Source organism: Marinobacter panjinensis, assembly GCF_005298175.1.
In the GTDB taxonomy this organism is placed as follows: Bacteria; Pseudomonadota; Gammaproteobacteria; order Pseudomonadales; family Oleiphilaceae; genus Marinobacter; species Marinobacter panjinensis.
Map to the genome: position 1 here is coordinate 353,818 of NZ_SZYH01000001.1, position 15,919 is coordinate 369,736.

A 15,919-nucleotide genomic window follows, 5' to 3' on the forward strand; every position below is an offset into this window, starting at 1 on the left:
GCTGCGGCAGCTGGCCTACCAGGTATCAATCATCGGCCGGGCAAGGCCGCGCAAAGATTCCGGATCAACAGAGTTGAGGCCCCTGATCAGCCAGTCCCGGGTATCGGCAGGATCAATCACGGCATCGATTTCCAGGAAGCTTGCCATACTGACCCCTTTGCCACGCTCGTAGAGTTGTCCTACGAGTTTGTCGAACAGGGCTTTGCGCTCTTGTTCGTTCTCGACGGCCGCCAACTCCCTGGCAAAGCCCAGACGCACCGCTCCCTCCAGCCCCATGGCCCCGAATTCACTGCTGGGCCAGCCGATGGTAAACATCGGGGCATGGAAACTGCCAGCGGCCATGGCCTGGGCGCCCAGGCCGTAGCCTTTGCGTAACACCACGGTGAAGAAGGGCACGGTCATGCTGGCGGCGGTGACGAACATGCGTGACACATGGCGCACGGTCGCCTGTTTTTCTGCATCAGGGCCTACCATGAAGCCAGGCGTGTCGCACAGGGAGAGCAGGGGCAGGCCGTGGGCATCGCACAGCTGCATGAAATGGGCGGCCTTGTCTGCGGCGACAGCGTCAATGGCACCGCCCAGATGCATGGGGTTGTTGGCGATCAACCCGAAAGCATTGCCGTGGATGCGAACCAGTGCGGTAATCATCCCCGGTGCGAAGTGTTTGCGCAGTTCAATCACTGAACCCCGGTCTGCCAAGGTGTCGATTACTGTGTGGATGTCGTAGACACGCAGGCGGTTTTCCGGAATCAGGTGCCGCAGCTTCCGCTGATCCTTGGCTTCACCCGGGGCAATGTCACCCTGGAAACAGGCCAGGTATTGTTTGGCGATTCGGGTGGCATCTGCCTCGTCCCGGGCGACAATATCAACCACACCGTTGCGGCTTTGGGTCGAGACCGGGCCGACTTCCTCGGGCATGAATCTACCCAGTCCACCGCCTTCAATCATTGCCGGGCCTGCCATGCCGATGGTGGCATTTTCGGTGGCAATAATGACGTCGCAACACCCCAGCAGGGCCGCATTGCCCGCGAAACAGCGGCCGGAGGCAATACCGATCAGCGGCACAGTCCCGCTGAGCCGGGCCATGCGCATAAAAGTGGTGCAATCCAGCCCCGCCACGCCTACCCAGTCCACATCGCCGGGCCGCCCACCTCCGCCTTCTGTGAAAAACACCAGGGGTAGTCGCTGCTTTTCCGCCAGCTCCAGCATGCGGTCGGTTTTCTTGTGGTTCATAACACCCTGGGTGCCGGCGAATACGGTGTAGTCGTAGCTCATGGCCATGCAACGGGCTACTTCAGGGCCGAACTGTTGACCGTTGACCGTGCCGATACCGGCGACCAGTCCGTCCGCCGGGCTGAGGGCCTGCAGTTCCTCAGGGCTGCGGCGGGTGCTCTGAGCGGCAAGGGCCAGGGCACCGTATTCCATGAAACTGCCATCATCCAGCAAGTCCGCCAGGTTCTCGCGGGCGGTTCTCTGGCCGGTTTTACGGCGTTTTGCCACAGCGTGGGGCCGTTTTTCATCAGTAAGCTGGTCGTGGATTGCAAGAACCTGATGCAGGTCCTGACGGATGTGGTCGAGATCCACGGATTCTTCCGTGACAATTTCCGTCGCGGTGACCTCCTCCGGTTCGATAAACAGCAGTGGATGGTCTTCGTAAACAGCATCGCCAGCGGAAGCGGCCAGCGCAACCACGCGCCCGCTTTGCCCGGCCCTGATCACGAACTCCATTTTCATGGCTTCCAGCACGGCAACCTGTTGTCCCTCAACAACGACCTGTCCACTTTCCACGTCGATACTGACCACAATGCCCTGGGCCGGAGATGTTATCGGATCCGAACCCTCCGGCCCGGCGGGCATGGCTGATTGAGCTGCTTCGGCCGGGCCTGTTTCACGGAAGTACAGATCGGGATGAGAACCGGCTTCATCCGGGAGTAGTTCCTTCGCATGGGTGTCGATAAACCTGGTAGTCAGGTTGTTCTGCTGGACCTGATTGTGTTGAAGCAGGTTCTGCAGGAACGGGATATTGCTGGGAACGCCCTCGAGTCGGAATTCGCACAGGGCGCGATAGGCGAGGCGGAGCAGGGTCGTGTAGCTGCCTTCGGAATGGACGATCAGTTTCGCCAACAGGGAGTCATAGGCCGGGCTGGTGCTGTAACCGCTGTAGCCATAACCGTCGACCCTTATGCCCGGGCCGCTGGGTGGTTCGTAGGCTTCTATTCGCCCGCCCGCGGGCCGGGCATTGCCATCACCTGCCATGGTTTCGAGGTTGATCCGCAACTGAATCGCCTGGCCCCTGGGTACCGGTACGCTGGCAAGTCCGGCTTCAGCGAGGGTCATGCCGGCAGCAACGCGGATCTGGAGTTGCACCAGATCCAGCCCGGTAATGGCTTCGGTGATCGTGTGCTCGACCTGCACACGGGGATTCGCTTCCAGGAATACGTACTGGCCGGCTCGTGTGTCCACCAGGAACTCGATGGTACAGAGTCCGCGATAGCCGACTGCGCGGGTCAGCATTTCCGCATCGGCCAACAACTGATCGCGCAGGGCCGTTGCAAGACCGGGAGCCGGCGCCATTTCCATGACTTTCTGATTGCGCCTTTGCAGGGTGCAGTCCCGTTCCCACAGGTGCGTGACGTCCGTGCCGTCACCGATAATCTGAACTTCAATGTGTCGGGCCCCGGGAATCAGCTGCTCGACGTAAAGATCGCCATTACCAAAGGCCGCTGACGCCTCCGACCGGCAGCGGTGGAATGCTGGCTCCAGTTCCTCAGGTGAATGGACCGGCCTCATGCCCCTCCCGCCGCCACCGGCGATTGCCTTGAGCATAACGGCCCCGCCTTCGCCTAGGGATTCCATGAAGGCGCTGGCTGACTCGAGGCTGGTGGGTTCGTTCGTACCATGAATAAGTGGTACCCCGTGCTTCTTTGCCAGCTGGCGGGCGCTTGCCTTGTCGCCAAAGACATCGAGCACCGCCGGAGAAGGCCCGATAAAGAAGATGCCGGCCTTTTCACACAGCCTTGCAAATTCCGCACTCTCACTGAGAAACCCGTAACCCGGGTGGATGGCATCACAGTGATACTCTCTGGCAATGCTGAGCAGTTGCTCCCCGTTCAGGTAGGCTGCTGGTCCGGTTTGGTTGAGGGCCACCGCAACGTCCGCTTTTCGTATGTGCAGTGACTGGGCGTCATCCGTTGCGTAAACCGCCACCGTCGGTATATCCAGTTCAGCCGCAGCTTGTGCAACACGGATGGCAATTTCACCACGATTGGCAATCAGCAGGCGTTGGAAGGGCATGGATCAGGGTATCCTCTGGAAATTATTGTTCGAAGCAACACAATAGCCTAGACCGGTCCTGCCAGGGCTTGAAGTGATCTTTACTTATTGCGGAATATCAACGGTATTGATGGCTTAAGCGATTCATCATCGACGTGGTGGCAGAATGACACTCCCGCTGCCCAAAGGCTTCGACACACGATTTGAAAATTGGAGTTGCCAAACCGGGATAAAACCATTAGAGTTTGCGCCCTCAAATGAGCGACGACGTTGCTGATTTGGAACGGTTTATTTAAAGAGTATTGGAGAGGTGGCCGAGTGGCTGAAGGCGCACGCCTGGAAAGTGTGTAAACGTTAATAGCGTTTCGAGGGTTCGAATCCCTCCCTCTCCGCCAACACAAAACCCCAGCAAAATTTGCTGGGGTTTTTTATTGGCCGATTGGTAGGGTAAGAAGAACCCTCGCGGGTTTGACCGAAGCCTGCGCTGCAGGCTGAGGAACGTCGGAGCAACGCGACGACGGCCCCGAAGGGGTGAGGCACGGAGTGCCGAATAATCCCTCCCTCTATTTCCTCCCAGCAGTGTCCTTTCGCCTGGCCTTCTTCGCCAGATACATCGCCTCATCCGCTCGAGCCAACAACGCTTCTGGATTTTTCATCCCGGGGTCTGACGTCACGACTCCAATACTGGCCCCTCCATAGTCGATGCTGGTGGTGCCGAGGAAAAAGGTTCCTTTGCTCAGATCCTCAAGCCGTGCCCTAATTGCCGTTCGGCTTCCTTCGTAATCACCTGAAAAGGCGCTACCGAACACGACAAACTCATCGCCTCCGATGCGCGCCATGAAATCGCCTTCGCGAAGGCCGGCTTTGATTGTTTTCGACATCTCAATCAAGAACCGGTCACCGGCATCGTGTCCGTAATTGTCGTTAATGGATTTGAAGCCATCCAGATCAATAAAAGCCAGGTGAATGAGGCTGTTGGCACGGTCTGCGTTAGCCAGTGACCGTTTAAGCTCGGCATCCATCGCGCGACGGTTGGGAATACCGGTGAGCGGATCGGAGAGGGCGAACTCCTGGAGTGTTATATGTTCGCGCCTGAGCGTTGCAAGCAACTGATCCCTTTCCAGTTGGCGAGCGATGAGACGGCTGAACATGGCGAGCAACCGCTGTGCGTCCTTTGATACCTGCACTTTCTGTCTGCTGGCGCCGCACAGAGTGCCGTACAGTTCATTGTCGCCAATGTGCACCGGCTCACTGATGTACGTCGTGAGCCCCAGAGCTTTTGCGGCCTCTGAATCTCCCCACAGATGTCTGACATTGTCTGAGTACATCTGGCCTTCATCAAGTGCACGCTTGCAAAGGGTGTCACCCCAGGGAACCGTAAGCCCCTCGGGGATACTCAGCTCTTTGCTGTTGCGGGCAAACACGATTCTCTGGACACCGGTCGCCATATCAATATGTGTCAGAAAAGTGGATTCCAGCCCTGTAACCGTCTCAAGGAGTTCCAGTAGTGACTGGACCAGTGTCTCGAGGTCATCATCTTCAGAGACAGCGACTGCCAGTTTCTTCAAAACGTTATTCATTACTTTTACTCTGTGCCGTTCGAATTCCAGCCTATGGCCTCGATCAGTTCTCTAACCTTATTTCGCATTGTAAATGCTATTTATAAGAGATGCATTGGTAGGTGGGGCCACAGCCAGTCAGGCAACGCCTGCGGTACGCAGTACAAAGACGCCGATAGTCACCGTCACGCTGGCCATAAGAGTAGTCAGCGCGACGATATTAGCGGCCAGGCGATCATTGCCACCCAGCGCTTTGACCATGACAAAGCTGGCTGCCGCTGTGGGGCTGGCAAAGAACAGGAACATCAGCCCGAGCTCCCGACCTTCGAATCCGGCCAGCCAGGCCGCCAGTGTGCACAGCACGGGCAGGGTAATCATTTTCAGGACGCTGGCGCTGATGGCCAGTTTGCGGTCGCTGCGCATGGCGCTCAGGGACAGCGTGCCACCAATGCACATCAACGCCAGCGGCAGGGTGAGGGAGGCGAAATAGTCACCTGTCGTCATCAGCCAGTCCGGCAAGCCCAGGCCGGACCAGGCGAACGGAACGGCAACCACAACTGCAAGTATCAGGGGGTTGCGGAGGATGTCACCCAGGATGCGCCCCCAACTGGCCGCTTGCCCTGGCTGGTAGGTGGTCAGCACAATCACCGACAGAGTGTTGTAGGAAATGATCACCACACCGAGAAGGAGACCGCCGGCAGAGAGGCCGTAGTCGCCGTAGAGGCTGGCGGCCAGGGCCAGGCCGACAATGCCGCAGTTACCCCGGAACGCGCCCTGAACGTAAACGCCCCGATCTGCCGGCGGCACAGCCCGCAGGGACCAGAGCCAGCAGAAGAGGAAGCTGGCCACCGTGGCAATAGCGAAAAACCCCAGCAGGGCAGGGTTGAGTGTTGTATCAAGGTCTGCCCTTACAATGCTGAGAAATATCAGTGTAGGCAGGGTGGCGCGGAAGACCAGCGCGGAAGCGGTATTGATGAAGGTGGCGTCTATCCAGCCAAGGCGCCTGAGGCCCAGGCCGATAAACACCATGGCGAATACCGGCAGGGTGATCTCGAGGGTATGTAGAAAGGTGTCGAGGAGCGCCATCCTGTTGGTGGTTACCGGGTCTCGAAACTGGTGAATTCACCAGTAGCCGGGCTTTCGGTGGCGTCGACCCTGTCTACGTCTGCTGCGGGTGGTCCGTCGTTACACCATTGCCTGAGGGAATCCAGTGCTGGCTGCGGGCCCTCGGCTACCAGTTCCACACGCCCGTCAGGCAGGTTTTTCGCGTAGCCCGTCACGCCGAGTTCGGAGGCTTTTTCAGCTGCCGAGGCGCGGTAAAAAACACCCTGCACCTTGCCGCTGATCAGCATTGACAGTCTCTGATGGCTCATGGCCTGATCCTCCCTTTGTCCCATGACTATTTACAGTTTACGCCACACCAGCAATCGATTGTTGGCCGGCAACGGGTTATCACTTTCCAGCCGGAAACCCGTCCGATCAGCCAGTTTCAGCAGGTCATCCATATCGCGGATGCCCATGTGTGGTGCCTGGGTGCGAAGGTGCCGGTCGAACTGACGATTGCTGTCGCTGGTATGCGTTCCACCGTAGCTGAACGGGCCGTAAAGGCAAAACGGCGCCTCTGTGTCCATTCGCTTTACGAGGCCGGAGAACATCGCCTCGACTTCTTCCCATGCCATGATGTGAGCGGTGTTTGCCGAGTAGGCGCCATCGATGCTGTCTACTGGCCAGCTTCCTGACGCTACATCCAGTTCTACCGGCGGCCGGATGTTGGCTAGGTCAGAATCTCTGATCCAGCCAAGACAGTGCTGGCTCGCACCAGGGCGGTCGCTGGGCTGCCACACCAGATGGGGCAGTGCCGCCGCGAAATGGACCGCATGCTGGCCGGTACCGCTGCCGATTTCCAGTATTGTTCCCGGGCTGGTGAACGTCTCCCTGATGCAATCGAGAATAGGCTGCTTGTTGTTTTCGCAGGCCTGGGAGAAAGGCTTGTCGAGCGCCATAATTTACACCTGTATCAGGTCCAGTTGCAGTATCGCCATATAGGCTATGGTGCCAGAGGCGATGGATAAAAGCGCGTTGCGGCGCCAAAGGTGAACGACGACCACCAGAATGGCGGGTAACAACGCATCCAACCCCGGCAGAGAACTGTTCCATGTGGCGGAGCGCTGAAGAAACACAGTTGCCAGCAGGGCCATGACCGCTGCAGGCAGGTAACGGCCAAGGTGCCTGACAAGTGGGTGTTCAGTGTGCCTCTGGAAGAACAGGAACGGAATCACCCGGGTCAGGAAAGTGGCAACCGCTGCCACCGCGATAAATCCTGCCAGATAACCGGTATCAGCCATGGTCGGCACCCCCCGCACCCGCGCTGTGGCGAAGCTTGCGATACTGAATCAGCAATACCACGCTGACCACCACAATGGCTCCGATCAGTTGATGCGCCTCAGGCAGTACAAGAATCGCGAGTGCTGCAGCAGCAGCCCCGGCGATCACCGGAAAGGCATCCGCAAGCGCTTTGTACTGTTCGATGGTGAGGACGATGAACAGTGCCACCAGCGCGAATTCGATACCGCTGCTGTTGAACGCCACGTTGGCACCCAGAAGCGCCCCGAGGGCACAGCCCACTACCCAGTAGCACTGGTTAAAGAACGTGATGCGAAAATCCACCGCCTGCTCGTGATGCCGGTCCGCCGACCGTGCGCGGCTGGTCAGCAGGGAATAGGTTTCGTCAGTCAGGCCAAAAATCAGGTAGGCCTTGCGCCAGCCGGCGCCATGAAACTGGCCCAGCAGGGACAGCCCGTAGAACAGGTGGCGGGCATTCAGCACAAACATGGCAATGAACACTTCCAGCAACCCGGCCTGGGCTGCCAGCAGGCTGACCGCAAGAATCTGCCCGGCACCTGCGTAGATAAGGATGCCCATGGCCGGGGCCGCCCACCAGGGATAATCCAGCTGGGTGGTAAACAGCACACCAAAGGCCATGCCCAGAGGCAGGTAGCCGAACAGGATAGGCAGTGTCAGGCGGAAAACGGACTGATTCATAGGGCCCCGGACAACGGAAAGCAGGGCATGATAGAGAATCCCGCCGGTGTTGAGAAGTCAGGCCTTCTACATCTGCTTCAAACCCATTACCATCGGGTGTTTGAGGCAGAGCAGATAAATGACCGACGAAACAGGGCAGGAGCCCCAGCCGGATCCCCGGGAAGAGAAATTCGTGGTAGACACGGAACTGCTTTCGGACGACCAGCTTGACGGGCTCGTTGACGAGTACTGCACCCGCTATCACGGGCTCAATGATACCGAGAACCCCATGGCAGAGCGGGAGCGTGTGAAATCTGCGGTCCGGCGCCGGGACCTGGTGGTCTGGTTTGACCCGGTTGAGAACACGGCAAGCCTGGGCGGACCGGGAAAAACCGTGTGACAAGGGCCCGGTATTGGTGGATGCACCTACCGCCGGGCACCCTTAAACGGTACAATTCCACAATTCCCATACTAAGCCGCGTGCGAGGTGAGTTTTGATCAGGGTATTGGTTGTAGACGACCATGAACTGGTCAGGTCCGGTATTAGCCGGATGCTGGCCGACAACCCGGACATTGACGTCATCGGCGAAGCCTCCTCAGGTGAGGAAGCGATTGATTTTGTGCGCAAAGACAGCCCGGACATCGTTTTGATGGATATCCGTATGCCGGGTATTGGCGGGCTGGAGGCGACGCGCCGTATTCTGCGTATTGATGACGCCATTCGTGTCATTGTCGTGACTGCCTGCGCGGATGACCCTTACCCCACACGGGTTATGCAGGCCGGTGCTTCGGCTTATATCACCAAGGGTGCTGACATCAAGGAAATGGTGCGGGCGATTCGCATGGCTCATTCCGGACAGCGCTATATCAGCCCCGAGATTGCCCAGAAGATGGCGCTCAAACAGCTTGGGGGTGGTGATGCACGGGACGAGGATGGCGAGCTAACGCTCTTTGACCGGCTGTCCGAGCGGGAAATGCAGATTGCCCTGATGGTGGTGGACTGCCAGAAAGTGCAGGACATTTCCGACAAGCTTTGTCTCAGCCCCAAAACCGTAAACAGCTACCGCTATCGGATTTTCGAGAAGCTGGAAATTTCCAGTGATGTTGAGTTGGCGCTGATGGCGGTCAGGCTCGGGTTGCTTGATGCCGACAGGGCCTGACTCTCCAGCTGGTACTGCCGAGGCAGAGAATGGAAGGGAGTTCGACACCAAAAGCTTCCTGAAACAACTGACCGAAAGGCCTGGCGTATACCGCATGTACGACGCCAGCGGCAACGTGCTGTATGTGGGCAAGGCCCGCAACCTCAAAAAGCGCGTTACCAGTTACTTTCGCAAGTCCGGCCTGGCCCCGAAAACCGAGGCGCTGGTTTCCCGGATAAACTCAATCGAAGTGACCATCACCAGCAGCGAAACCGAAGCGCTGCTGCTTGAACAGAACCTGATCAAATCCCTGCGGCCGCCCTACAATATCCTGCTGCGGGATGATAAATCCTACCCCTATATCTATCTGTCATCACACGACGATTACCCGTCGCTGACGTTCCGTCGGGGGCGCACGAAAAAGGGTGGCGGCACCTGGTACGGGCCCTTTCCAAGTTCCGGGGCGGTCAAGGAAAGTCTTAACATTCTACAGAAGATATTCCGCATAAGATCCTGTAGTGAAAGCTATTTCAGAAACCGGACGCGCCCCTGCCTGCAATATCAGATCAACCGGTGCACGGCCCCCTGTGTGGAGTTCATTTCGCCGGAGGACTACCGGGAGGACATGCGTCACGCCACCATGTTCCTCGAAGGCAAGAACCCCGCGATCCTGCAGGACCTGATGGCAGCCATGGAAACAGCGTCGAAGAATCTCGAGTTCGAGAAAGCCGCTGCCTACCGGGATCAGATCAACCACCTCCGCCACGTACAGGAACAGCAGAGCGTCGACGGTGAAGGTGGTGATGCGGACGTTGTCGCCATTGCCCAGGATGCCGGGGTGGTCTGTATTGTGGTCATTATCGTGCGCGGTGGCCGGGTGCTGGGCACCAAGGATTATTTCCCCCGATACAGTATCGAGCAGTCGGAAGGCGAGCTGTTGAGCGCGTTCCTGGGGCAGTACTACTTCGGTGGCAGCACGCGGCGTGAAATCCCACCCGATATCCTGGTGCCGGTGGATGTGGAAGGGCAGGAACTGTTGTCACAGGCGCTGACGGAATCCGCCGGTCGCGATACCCGGGTCCGCAAGAATGTGCGGGGCGAACGCCGGCGCTGGCTTGAGCTGGCTATGACCAATGCCCGCCAGACCCTGCTGTCACATCTGGCCAGTAAAGAAACCGTGTACCGCCGCCTGCTGGCCCTGCGGGACCTGCTCGAGCTGGCGGAAACCCCGTCCCGCATGGAATGTTTCGATATCAGCCATAGCCATGGTGAAAACACGGTCGCATCCTGCGTGGTTTTCGACGAGAATGGGCCGCTGAAGAGCGACTACCGACTTTACAATATCGAAGGCGTTACTGCCGGGGATGACTATGGCGCCATGCGCCAGGTACTGACACGGCGATACAAGCGCATGGTGGCAGGCGAGGGCAAGCGCCCGGACCTGGTGTTCATTGACGGTGGTAAGGGCCAGTTGAACATTGCCCGGGAAGTGTTTGATGAGCTTGGTGTTACGGATATTCCCCTGATCGGTGTGGCCAAGGGTGTGACGCGGCGTGCGGGTATGGAGCAGTTGATTGATGCCCTGACCGGAGACCTGTACCGGGTGCCGGCAGACTCCCCGGCACTGCACCTTATCCAGCATATCCGGGACGAGTCACATCGCTTTGCGATTACCGGCCACCGGGCGAGGCGTGACAAGAAGCGCCGACAGTCTACCCTTGAAGGTATCGAGGGGGTCGGGCCCAAGCGGCGCCGTGACCTGATTCGTTACTTCGGTGGTATTCAGGAGCTTCGCAAGGCCAGCGTTGACGAAATGTCCAAGGTTCAGGGAATCAGCAGGAACCTTGCCGAAACCATCTACGCAGTACTGCATGACGAATAGGGACAGCATGAATCTACCCAATATCCTCACTCTTTCCCGCATCCTGATGATCCCGGTTTTCGTGATCATCTATTACCTGCCGGCCTACTGGAGCTACCTTGTCAGCGCCGGTATTTTTGGCCTGGCTGCGGCTACGGACTGGCTGGACGGGTATCTGGCGAGAAAGCTGGACCAGAGCACTCCCTTCGGAGCCTTTCTGGACCCGGTTGCGGACAAGCTGATGGTTGCGGTTGCTTTGACAGTGCTTATTGAATCCCATGCCAGTTTTATCCTTACCATCCCGGCCACGGTGATTATTGGTCGCGAGATCGTGATCTCGGCACTGCGGGAATGGATGGCGGAAATCGGTAGCCGGGGGAGTGTCGCGGTATCCTATATCGGTAAAATCAAAACCACGGCACAGATGGTGGCGATTATCATGTTGCTGGCGTTCCCGCCAGGTGTCGTCTGGAACCACGTGGGAACGGTATTGCTGTATGTGGCGGCCGTGCTGACCCTCTGGTCAATGGTTCTCTACCTCAAGGCCGCCTGGCCAGACCTGTTTCCCGAGAAGCAAGCCGACTGACACAGCTCAGATCTTAGCCACCGTCCAGTTGATTACCTGCCTGGCCAGTTCACTGCTGGCCTGCCCGAAGGCTTCCACCACACTTTCGATAGACTCACCGCCTGCCGCGTGGCTGGTCTCGAATTGTTTGCTTGCAACGGGTTTACGGCTGCGCTCGTCAATCAGCTGCAGATTCAGTTCCAGGTGGATAACCGGTTTGCCATCCTGATACTCCGCCTGGAACCGGGTCAGGTCGCCGGTCAGGGTTAGGTCACTAGGTACGGCGCTGGTATCGGTCACCACCGTTGCCACCCGCCCGTCCCGCCGGAAGGCTTCCAGCAGATAAGCGCCAACAAGCACCGGCGCCCGGTTGCTCCAGCGTGAACCCTGATAGGCACGGATTTCATGGGGCGTCGGTTTGACCAGAATACGGGGGCTGTCAATCGGCGCCACCGCCAGAGGGGTCGATATGCGCAGAGTGCGATCGATGGTTTCAGCGGTGGTCACCGGGGCTTTGGGTGCCGGTAACTGGAAAATCTGATGGGCCGGTTGGTCCGGAAACACGGTGCAGCCGGCCAGCGACATCGTCGCTACGGTGGCAATCAGTAAACGCGTCAATGCGATTGTCACGGGTTAAACTCCTGGATTGGCTCGCGGCCCAGCAACAGGCCAGACGGGTCGTCTTCGAATCGGTAGATCACACTATTGAGGCCTCGCAGGGTGTTGCGTAACTCCCGCATTGCCGGAGCAAGTTCAGCGGCGCCCTGCATACCCTGGTCCAGAGCGCCCTCATTTTTCGCCGTAAGCTCATCCAGTCGGGCGGTGGAAGCCTCCAGAGAATCCATGGCGCTTTGTGCGGTCGTGAATAGCTGGCGGCCTTCGTTATCCAGCAGGGCATTGGCCGTCGAGCCAAAACGGCGAAAGGTTTCCATCGTGGCTTCGGTCTGGCCACTGAGCTGGTCGAAACTGGTCACCAGGTTTCTCAGCGCTTCCCGCTGTTCCAGGAGGCCTGTCGAAATGGTCTCGATGTTTTCCAGGCTGCGCGTGAGGTGGCGGGCGTTCTCCGGCGACACCAACGCATTGGCGTTCGTCATTACCAGGTCAAGCTTGGCAAAGAGTTTTTCGCTGGTGGCCATCAGAGTGCTGAAGGCCGATGGCTCGGCGTGGATGGACGGCGGAGACGTACGGTTACCCTCCAGCGTGCGGCTTTCTGGATTACCACCCTGAAGCTCAATGCTCATGCTGCCAGTGATGTTGGTCAGGGCCAGACCGGCCCGGGTGTCTTCCTTGATAGGGACATCACTGTAGACCCGGATGAGCGCCCGGACATTGCGAGGGTCCTCCGGGTCCAGCCGGAGTTCGTAAACATCGCCTACCTCAATCCCACTGTATTTGACCGGGCTGCCTTCGGATAGCCCGCTCACACCACGATCAAAAATAACCTCGTACCAGGCGTACTCCCGGTCGGTGCTGGCTTTGGCCAACCACAGCGCAAACAGCAATGCGCTGGCCATAAAAAACAGCGTGAATAGCCCGATGAGGACATGATGTGCTCTGGGTTCCATCTCAGCGATTCTCCTGATTCATCCGACTTCTCTGCCGCTTGCTGACCGCGATCGTTGGGCAGCCCGGCCTCGTGGCCCGTGAAAATAGTCGCGGATCCAGGGGTCGTCGGTGTTTTCGACGATGTCCAGAGGACCTTCAACCAGAACCTGTTTGTCTGACAGCACAGCCACCCGGTCACAGGTACTGTATAGCGTATCCAGGTCGTGAGTGACCAGAAACACGCTGAAGCCCAGCGCGTCCCTCAGCGTCACAATCAGCCGGTCAAACGCTGCTGCACCGATGGGGTCAAGCCCTGCTGTGGGTTCATCGAGGAACAGAACTTCCGGGTCCAGTGCGATTGCTCGTGCCAGTGAGGCCCGTTTCACCATACCGCCGGAGAGCTGCGCGGGCACCATGGTGTAGGCGTTGGCAGGCAGGCCCACCAGTGCCAGCTTCATTCTGGCGAGATACTCTGCGTCCTCCCTGGAGAGCCTGGCGTGTTCGATCAGCGGCAGGGCAACATTTTCCTGCAGCGTCAGGGATGTGAAGAGGGCGCCACCCTGGAACAGCACACCAAAACGCCGCTCCACCCGGGACCGCTGGTCCGGGGAGAGCGCCTGCAACTCCTCTCCGAAGACCTCAATGACGCCTGAATCGGGCTGATGGAGGCCAACAATACTGCGTAACAGCACAGACTTGCCGGTGCCCGAGCCGCCAACAACACCGAGTATTTCCCGGCGGCTGAGGTCGAGATTCAGATTCGTGTGGACGTCGTTAGTGCCAAACCGGTTGCATAGCGCCCGGACCCTGATAACCACATCCTGTTGCGAGGCCCGTTGATTCACCAACCCATCTCCATGAAGAAAATTGCCGCTATGGAGTCCAGCAGGATGACCATAAAGATCGACTGTACCACGGCAGAGGTGGTGTGCTCACCGACGGATTCGGCACTGCCACTGGCCTTGAAACCTTCAAGACAGCCGATCACTGCGATAACAAAGGCGAATACAGGCGCTTTACCAAGCCCGACCAGAAAGTGAACGACGGCGACGTCGGTTTCCAGAATGTTGGTGATCTGGGGAATTGAAATGTCCAATACCAATACACAGACCAGTGAACCACCGACGATGCCACTGATCATGCCGACAAAGGTCAGTATCGGCAGGGAGATGGCCATGGCCAGAACCCGGGGGATAACCAGAAGTTCAATCGGGCTGAGCCCGAAGGTTCGCAGCGCGTCGATCTCCTCATTCGCTTTCATGGAGCCGAGCTGTGCCGTGAAGGCGCTGGCAGTTCTGCCTGCCAGCAGAATGGCCGCCAACAGCACGCCAAACTCCCGCAGGAACGAGAATGCCACCAGGTTGACGGTATAGATAGTTGCGCCGAACTCATCAAGAACGGTGGCACCCAGAAACGCGACCACCGCGCCCACCAGAAAGGTAAGCAGGGCGACAATCGGCAGCGCATTGAGCCCGGTCTGGTGGATATGGGCCACCAGTGAGGTCATACGCCAACGCCGGGGTGTGGGCAGGATGGTTGCCATCGTTGCAAGTATCTGCCCGGTGAAACCCATCAGCAGGCGTTGCTGGCCCCAGTATTCCGCAACCTGTTCACCCACCCGTGCAAGGAATGCGATAATCGCAGACCCCTGATGGGGCGGTTCTTCAACTGGCGAGGCAAGGGCCTCGCCTACGAGTCGTAAAAGATCCCGGCGCTCCGGCGGAAGCCCTGAATTATCACCGATGAGCTCCAGTAATCGTTGGGCGCCAAGAAGATCTGCCAGCAACGAGGCGCCGGCCGTATCCAATGCTTCAATGGCAGTCAGGTCCGGGGCGTGGTCCCCCGCTTTCCGTGAGGCGAGGGCGGTGCCAACTTCCTGCCTGAGCCTGGCATAGTTCGGCAGTGTCCAGTCGCCTGTGACGACGAGGCGATCGGCTTGATAGTCTAGCTGGCCGGGTGAGGGCATCCGGGGTTCCTGTGCCTGTGTTCAGGGAAATTTGTGGTGTGTCCCTGATACTAGCTGAAATTCTACCATCGGGCTGCCTCTTACTTGTGTGAATAATAATCAAGAACCTGAAGCAAAACAGAAAGTTGAAAAAAGAGGTTGACGCAAACGGCCGAATCCGTAGAATACGCCCTCGTTGACCAAGCGGGAATAGCTCAGTTGGTAGAGCACAACCTTGCCAAGGTTGGGGTCGCGAGTTCGAATCTCGTTTCCCGCTCCAATCAACACAGTCTCTCAATGCCCACCTGAGAGCATAAAAGTGTCGAATCCCCTTCGAACTTTTACCGGCGCGGTGGCAGAGTGGTTATGCAGCGGACTGCAACTCCGTTAACGCCGGTTCGATTCCGACCCGCGCCTCCATTATTTTTCCATCTACTTATTCCCCCAAGCAATTCTTCACTTGCTTGCGTCTGTCGACGCTTGATTCGACCCTGAGCTGTTTTCCTGAAATCTGATGCATCGACTCCAGGCGCCCCTGCAGAAACACCTGAATCACTACCTTTGACTGTTTTTTAGAAGCTTCGCTTGAAGTGGATGAGCAGCTACGGCCGGGAACCTTCAGCCGGGGCACCGAGCTTGGGCTGATCACCGATCTGAGCTTTGGCGCCCGGGAACAGATGGGCCTCATCAGCCATCTGGCCTATTCCGATCTGCTGCGGGAAGCAGGAAGGCCAACGCTGGTGATCCTGGACGACACCCTGGTGCGCAGTGATAGCGACCGCCTGGAAGACATGAAACGCATCCTGTTCGATGCGGCCAGTCGACATCAGATAGTGCTGTTTACTTGCCATCCAGAGAAATGGCAGGACCTGAGCGTGCCGCCTGTGGCTATTCAGGCATCGAAGGAACAGCGAACTCAGCCCCTGTAGCCGGCTTGGTGAGGTTAACACCTAAAAGTCTGTTGGCCGCGTCTTGTCCGCCTGGTAGCCTGGTCCAGATAGACTTCAGGCT

15 protein-coding genes, 3 tRNA genes and 1 pseudogene are annotated in these 15,919 nt (G+C 58.2%); 8 read left to right on the forward strand and 11 right to left on the reverse strand.

Going from position 1 to position 15,919, the window contains the following annotated elements; genetic code table 11:
• Positions 1-15: 15 nt before the first annotated feature.
• On the reverse strand, positions 16-3,294 hold the full coding sequence (locus FDP08_RS01615) for a carboxyl transferase domain-containing protein (RefSeq protein WP_137434299.1): 3,279 nt from the start codon (positions 3,292-3,294) through the stop codon (positions 16-18).
• 283 nt (positions 3,295-3,577) lie between these two features.
• Between FDP08_RS01615 and FDP08_RS01620 the strand changes: the two genes are divergently transcribed.
• Positions 3,578-3,668: transfer RNA gene (locus FDP08_RS01620), tRNA-Ser, on the forward strand.
• A gap of 168 nt (positions 3,669-3,836) precedes the next feature.
• On the opposite strand, the gene FDP08_RS01625 is transcribed toward FDP08_RS01620, so the two are convergent.
• From FDP08_RS01625 to FDP08_RS01650, 6 genes are all read right to left on the reverse strand, one after another.
• Positions 3,837-4,853, reverse strand: coding sequence for a sensor domain-containing diguanylate cyclase (locus FDP08_RS01625; protein ID WP_137434300.1), 1,017 nt, complete (start codon positions 4,851-4,853; stop codon positions 3,837-3,839).
• Between the two features lie 117 nt (positions 4,854-4,970).
• Complete coding sequence (locus FDP08_RS01630; RefSeq protein ID WP_137434301.1) at positions 4,971-5,918, reverse strand: AEC family transporter; 948 nt, start codon at positions 5,916-5,918, stop codon at positions 4,971-4,973.
• Between the two features lie 11 nt (positions 5,919-5,929).
• Complete coding sequence (locus tag FDP08_RS01635) at positions 5,930-6,205, reverse strand: acylphosphatase (protein ID WP_137434302.1); 276 nt, start codon at positions 6,203-6,205, stop codon at positions 5,930-5,932.
• Positions 6,206-6,235: 30 nt separating this feature from the next.
• Entirely contained in the window at positions 6,236-6,835 is a 600-nt protein-coding gene (locus tag FDP08_RS01640; protein WP_137434303.1) for a DUF938 domain-containing protein, read from the reverse strand.
• 3 nt (positions 6,836-6,838) lie between these two features.
• Complete coding sequence (locus FDP08_RS01645; RefSeq protein WP_137434304.1) at positions 6,839-7,177, reverse strand: branched-chain amino acid transporter permease; 339 nt, start codon at positions 7,175-7,177, stop codon at positions 6,839-6,841.
• Positions 7,170-7,874 (reverse strand): AzlC family ABC transporter permease, encoded by a 705-nt coding sequence (locus FDP08_RS01650; RefSeq protein WP_137434305.1) that lies wholly within the window; start codon positions 7,872-7,874, stop codon positions 7,170-7,172. The genes FDP08_RS01645 and FDP08_RS01650 overlap by 8 nt, the downstream gene beginning before the upstream one ends.
• A 118-nt stretch (positions 7,875-7,992) precedes the next feature.
• On the opposite strand from FDP08_RS01650, the gene FDP08_RS01655 reads away from it, so the two are divergent.
• From FDP08_RS01655 to pgsA, 4 genes are all read left to right on the forward strand, one after another.
• Positions 7,993-8,253, forward strand: coding sequence for a YheU family protein (locus FDP08_RS01655; RefSeq protein ID WP_137434306.1), 261 nt, complete (start codon positions 7,993-7,995; stop codon positions 8,251-8,253).
• Positions 8,254-8,347: 94 nt separating this feature from the next.
• Entirely contained in the window at positions 8,348-9,013 is a 666-nt protein-coding gene (uvrY, locus tag FDP08_RS01660; protein ID WP_137434307.1) for a UvrY/SirA/GacA family response regulator transcription factor, read from the forward strand.
• Entirely contained in the window at positions 8,997-10,874 is a 1,878-nt protein-coding gene (gene uvrC / locus FDP08_RS01665) for an excinuclease ABC subunit UvrC (RefSeq protein WP_137434308.1), read from the forward strand. The genes uvrY and uvrC overlap by 17 nt, the downstream gene beginning before the upstream one ends.
• Before the next feature lie 7 nt (positions 10,875-10,881).
• Positions 10,882-11,439, forward strand: coding sequence for a CDP-diacylglycerol--glycerol-3-phosphate 3-phosphatidyltransferase (gene pgsA, locus FDP08_RS01670; RefSeq protein ID WP_137434309.1), 558 nt, complete (start codon positions 10,882-10,884; stop codon positions 11,437-11,439).
• Between the two features lie 6 nt (positions 11,440-11,445).
• Here the strand turns inward: pgsA and FDP08_RS01675 are convergent, their stop codons facing one another.
• The 4 genes from FDP08_RS01675 to FDP08_RS01690 are packed head-to-tail and all read right to left on the reverse strand — an operon-like array spanning position 11,446 to position 14,929.
• Positions 11,446-12,048 (reverse strand): ABC-type transport auxiliary lipoprotein family protein, encoded by a 603-nt coding sequence (locus FDP08_RS01675; protein ID WP_137434310.1) that lies wholly within the window; start codon positions 12,046-12,048, stop codon positions 11,446-11,448.
• A complete protein-coding gene (locus tag FDP08_RS01680) occupies positions 12,045-12,983 on the reverse strand; it encodes an MlaD family protein (protein ID WP_137434311.1) in 939 nt (312 codons plus the stop codon). The genes FDP08_RS01675 and FDP08_RS01680 overlap by 4 nt, the downstream gene beginning before the upstream one ends.
• An 18-nt stretch (positions 12,984-13,001) precedes the next feature.
• Entirely contained in the window at positions 13,002-13,808 is an 807-nt protein-coding gene (locus FDP08_RS01685) for an ABC transporter ATP-binding protein (protein WP_137434312.1), read from the reverse strand.
• Positions 13,805-14,929, reverse strand: a complete 1,125-nt coding sequence (locus FDP08_RS01690) for an MlaE family ABC transporter permease (protein ID WP_137434313.1) — start codon at positions 14,927-14,929, stop codon at positions 13,805-13,807. Before FDP08_RS01690 ends, FDP08_RS01685 begins: the two co-directional genes overlap by 4 nt.
• 183 nt (positions 14,930-15,112) lie before the next feature.
• On the opposite strand from FDP08_RS01690, the gene FDP08_RS01695 reads away from it, so the two are divergent.
• From FDP08_RS01695 to FDP08_RS01705, 3 genes and pseudogenes are all read left to right on the forward strand, one after another.
• Positions 15,113-15,188, forward strand: a tRNA-Gly gene (locus FDP08_RS01695).
• 66 nt (positions 15,189-15,254) lie between these two features.
• Positions 15,255-15,328 (forward strand) — tRNA-Cys (locus FDP08_RS01700).
• Between the two features lie 91 nt (positions 15,329-15,419).
• A pseudogene (locus FDP08_RS01705) lies at positions 15,420-15,837 on the forward strand (ATP-binding protein); the annotation flags it as partial.
• Between the last annotated feature and the right edge of the window lie 82 nt (positions 15,838-15,919).

What these genes read in the sequence shown, in the direction of transcription:
- FDP08_RS01615 (WP_137434299.1), bottom strand. Translation starts at nt 3,294, where the DNA reads ATGCCCTTCCAACGCCTGCTGATTGCCAATCGTGGTGAAATTGCCATC.
- FDP08_RS01625 (WP_137434300.1), bottom strand. Translation starts at nt 4,853, where the DNA reads ATGAATAACGTTTTGAAGAAACTGGCAGTCGCTGTCTCTGAAGATGAT.
- FDP08_RS01630 (WP_137434301.1), bottom strand. Translation starts at nt 5,918, where the DNA reads ATGGCGCTCCTCGACACCTTTCTACATACCCTCGAGATCACCCTGCCG.
- FDP08_RS01635 (WP_137434302.1), bottom strand. Translation starts at nt 6,205, where the DNA reads ATGAGCCATCAGAGACTGTCAATGCTGATCAGCGGCAAGGTGCAGGGT.
- FDP08_RS01640 (WP_137434303.1), bottom strand. Translation starts at nt 6,835, where the DNA reads ATGGCGCTCGACAAGCCTTTCTCCCAGGCCTGCGAAAACAACAAGCAG.
- FDP08_RS01645 (WP_137434304.1), bottom strand. Translation starts at nt 7,177, where the DNA reads ATGGCTGATACCGGTTATCTGGCAGGATTTATCGCGGTGGCAGCGGTT.
- FDP08_RS01650 (WP_137434305.1), bottom strand. Translation starts at nt 7,874, where the DNA reads ATGAATCAGTCCGTTTTCCGCCTGACACTGCCTATCCTGTTCGGCTAC.
- FDP08_RS01655 (WP_137434306.1), top strand. Translation starts at nt 7,993, where the DNA reads ATGACCGACGAAACAGGGCAGGAGCCCCAGCCGGATCCCCGGGAAGAG.
- uvrC (WP_137434308.1), top strand. Translation starts at nt 8,997, where the DNA reads ATGCCGACAGGGCCTGACTCTCCAGCTGGTACTGCCGAGGCAGAGAAT.
- pgsA (WP_137434309.1), top strand. Translation starts at nt 10,882, where the DNA reads ATGAATCTACCCAATATCCTCACTCTTTCCCGCATCCTGATGATCCCG.
- FDP08_RS01680 (WP_137434311.1), bottom strand. Translation starts at nt 12,983, where the DNA reads ATGGAACCCAGAGCACATCATGTCCTCATCGGGCTATTCACGCTGTTT.
- FDP08_RS01690 (WP_137434313.1), bottom strand. Translation starts at nt 14,929, where the DNA reads ATGCCCTCACCCGGCCAGCTAGACTATCAAGCCGATCGCCTCGTCGTC.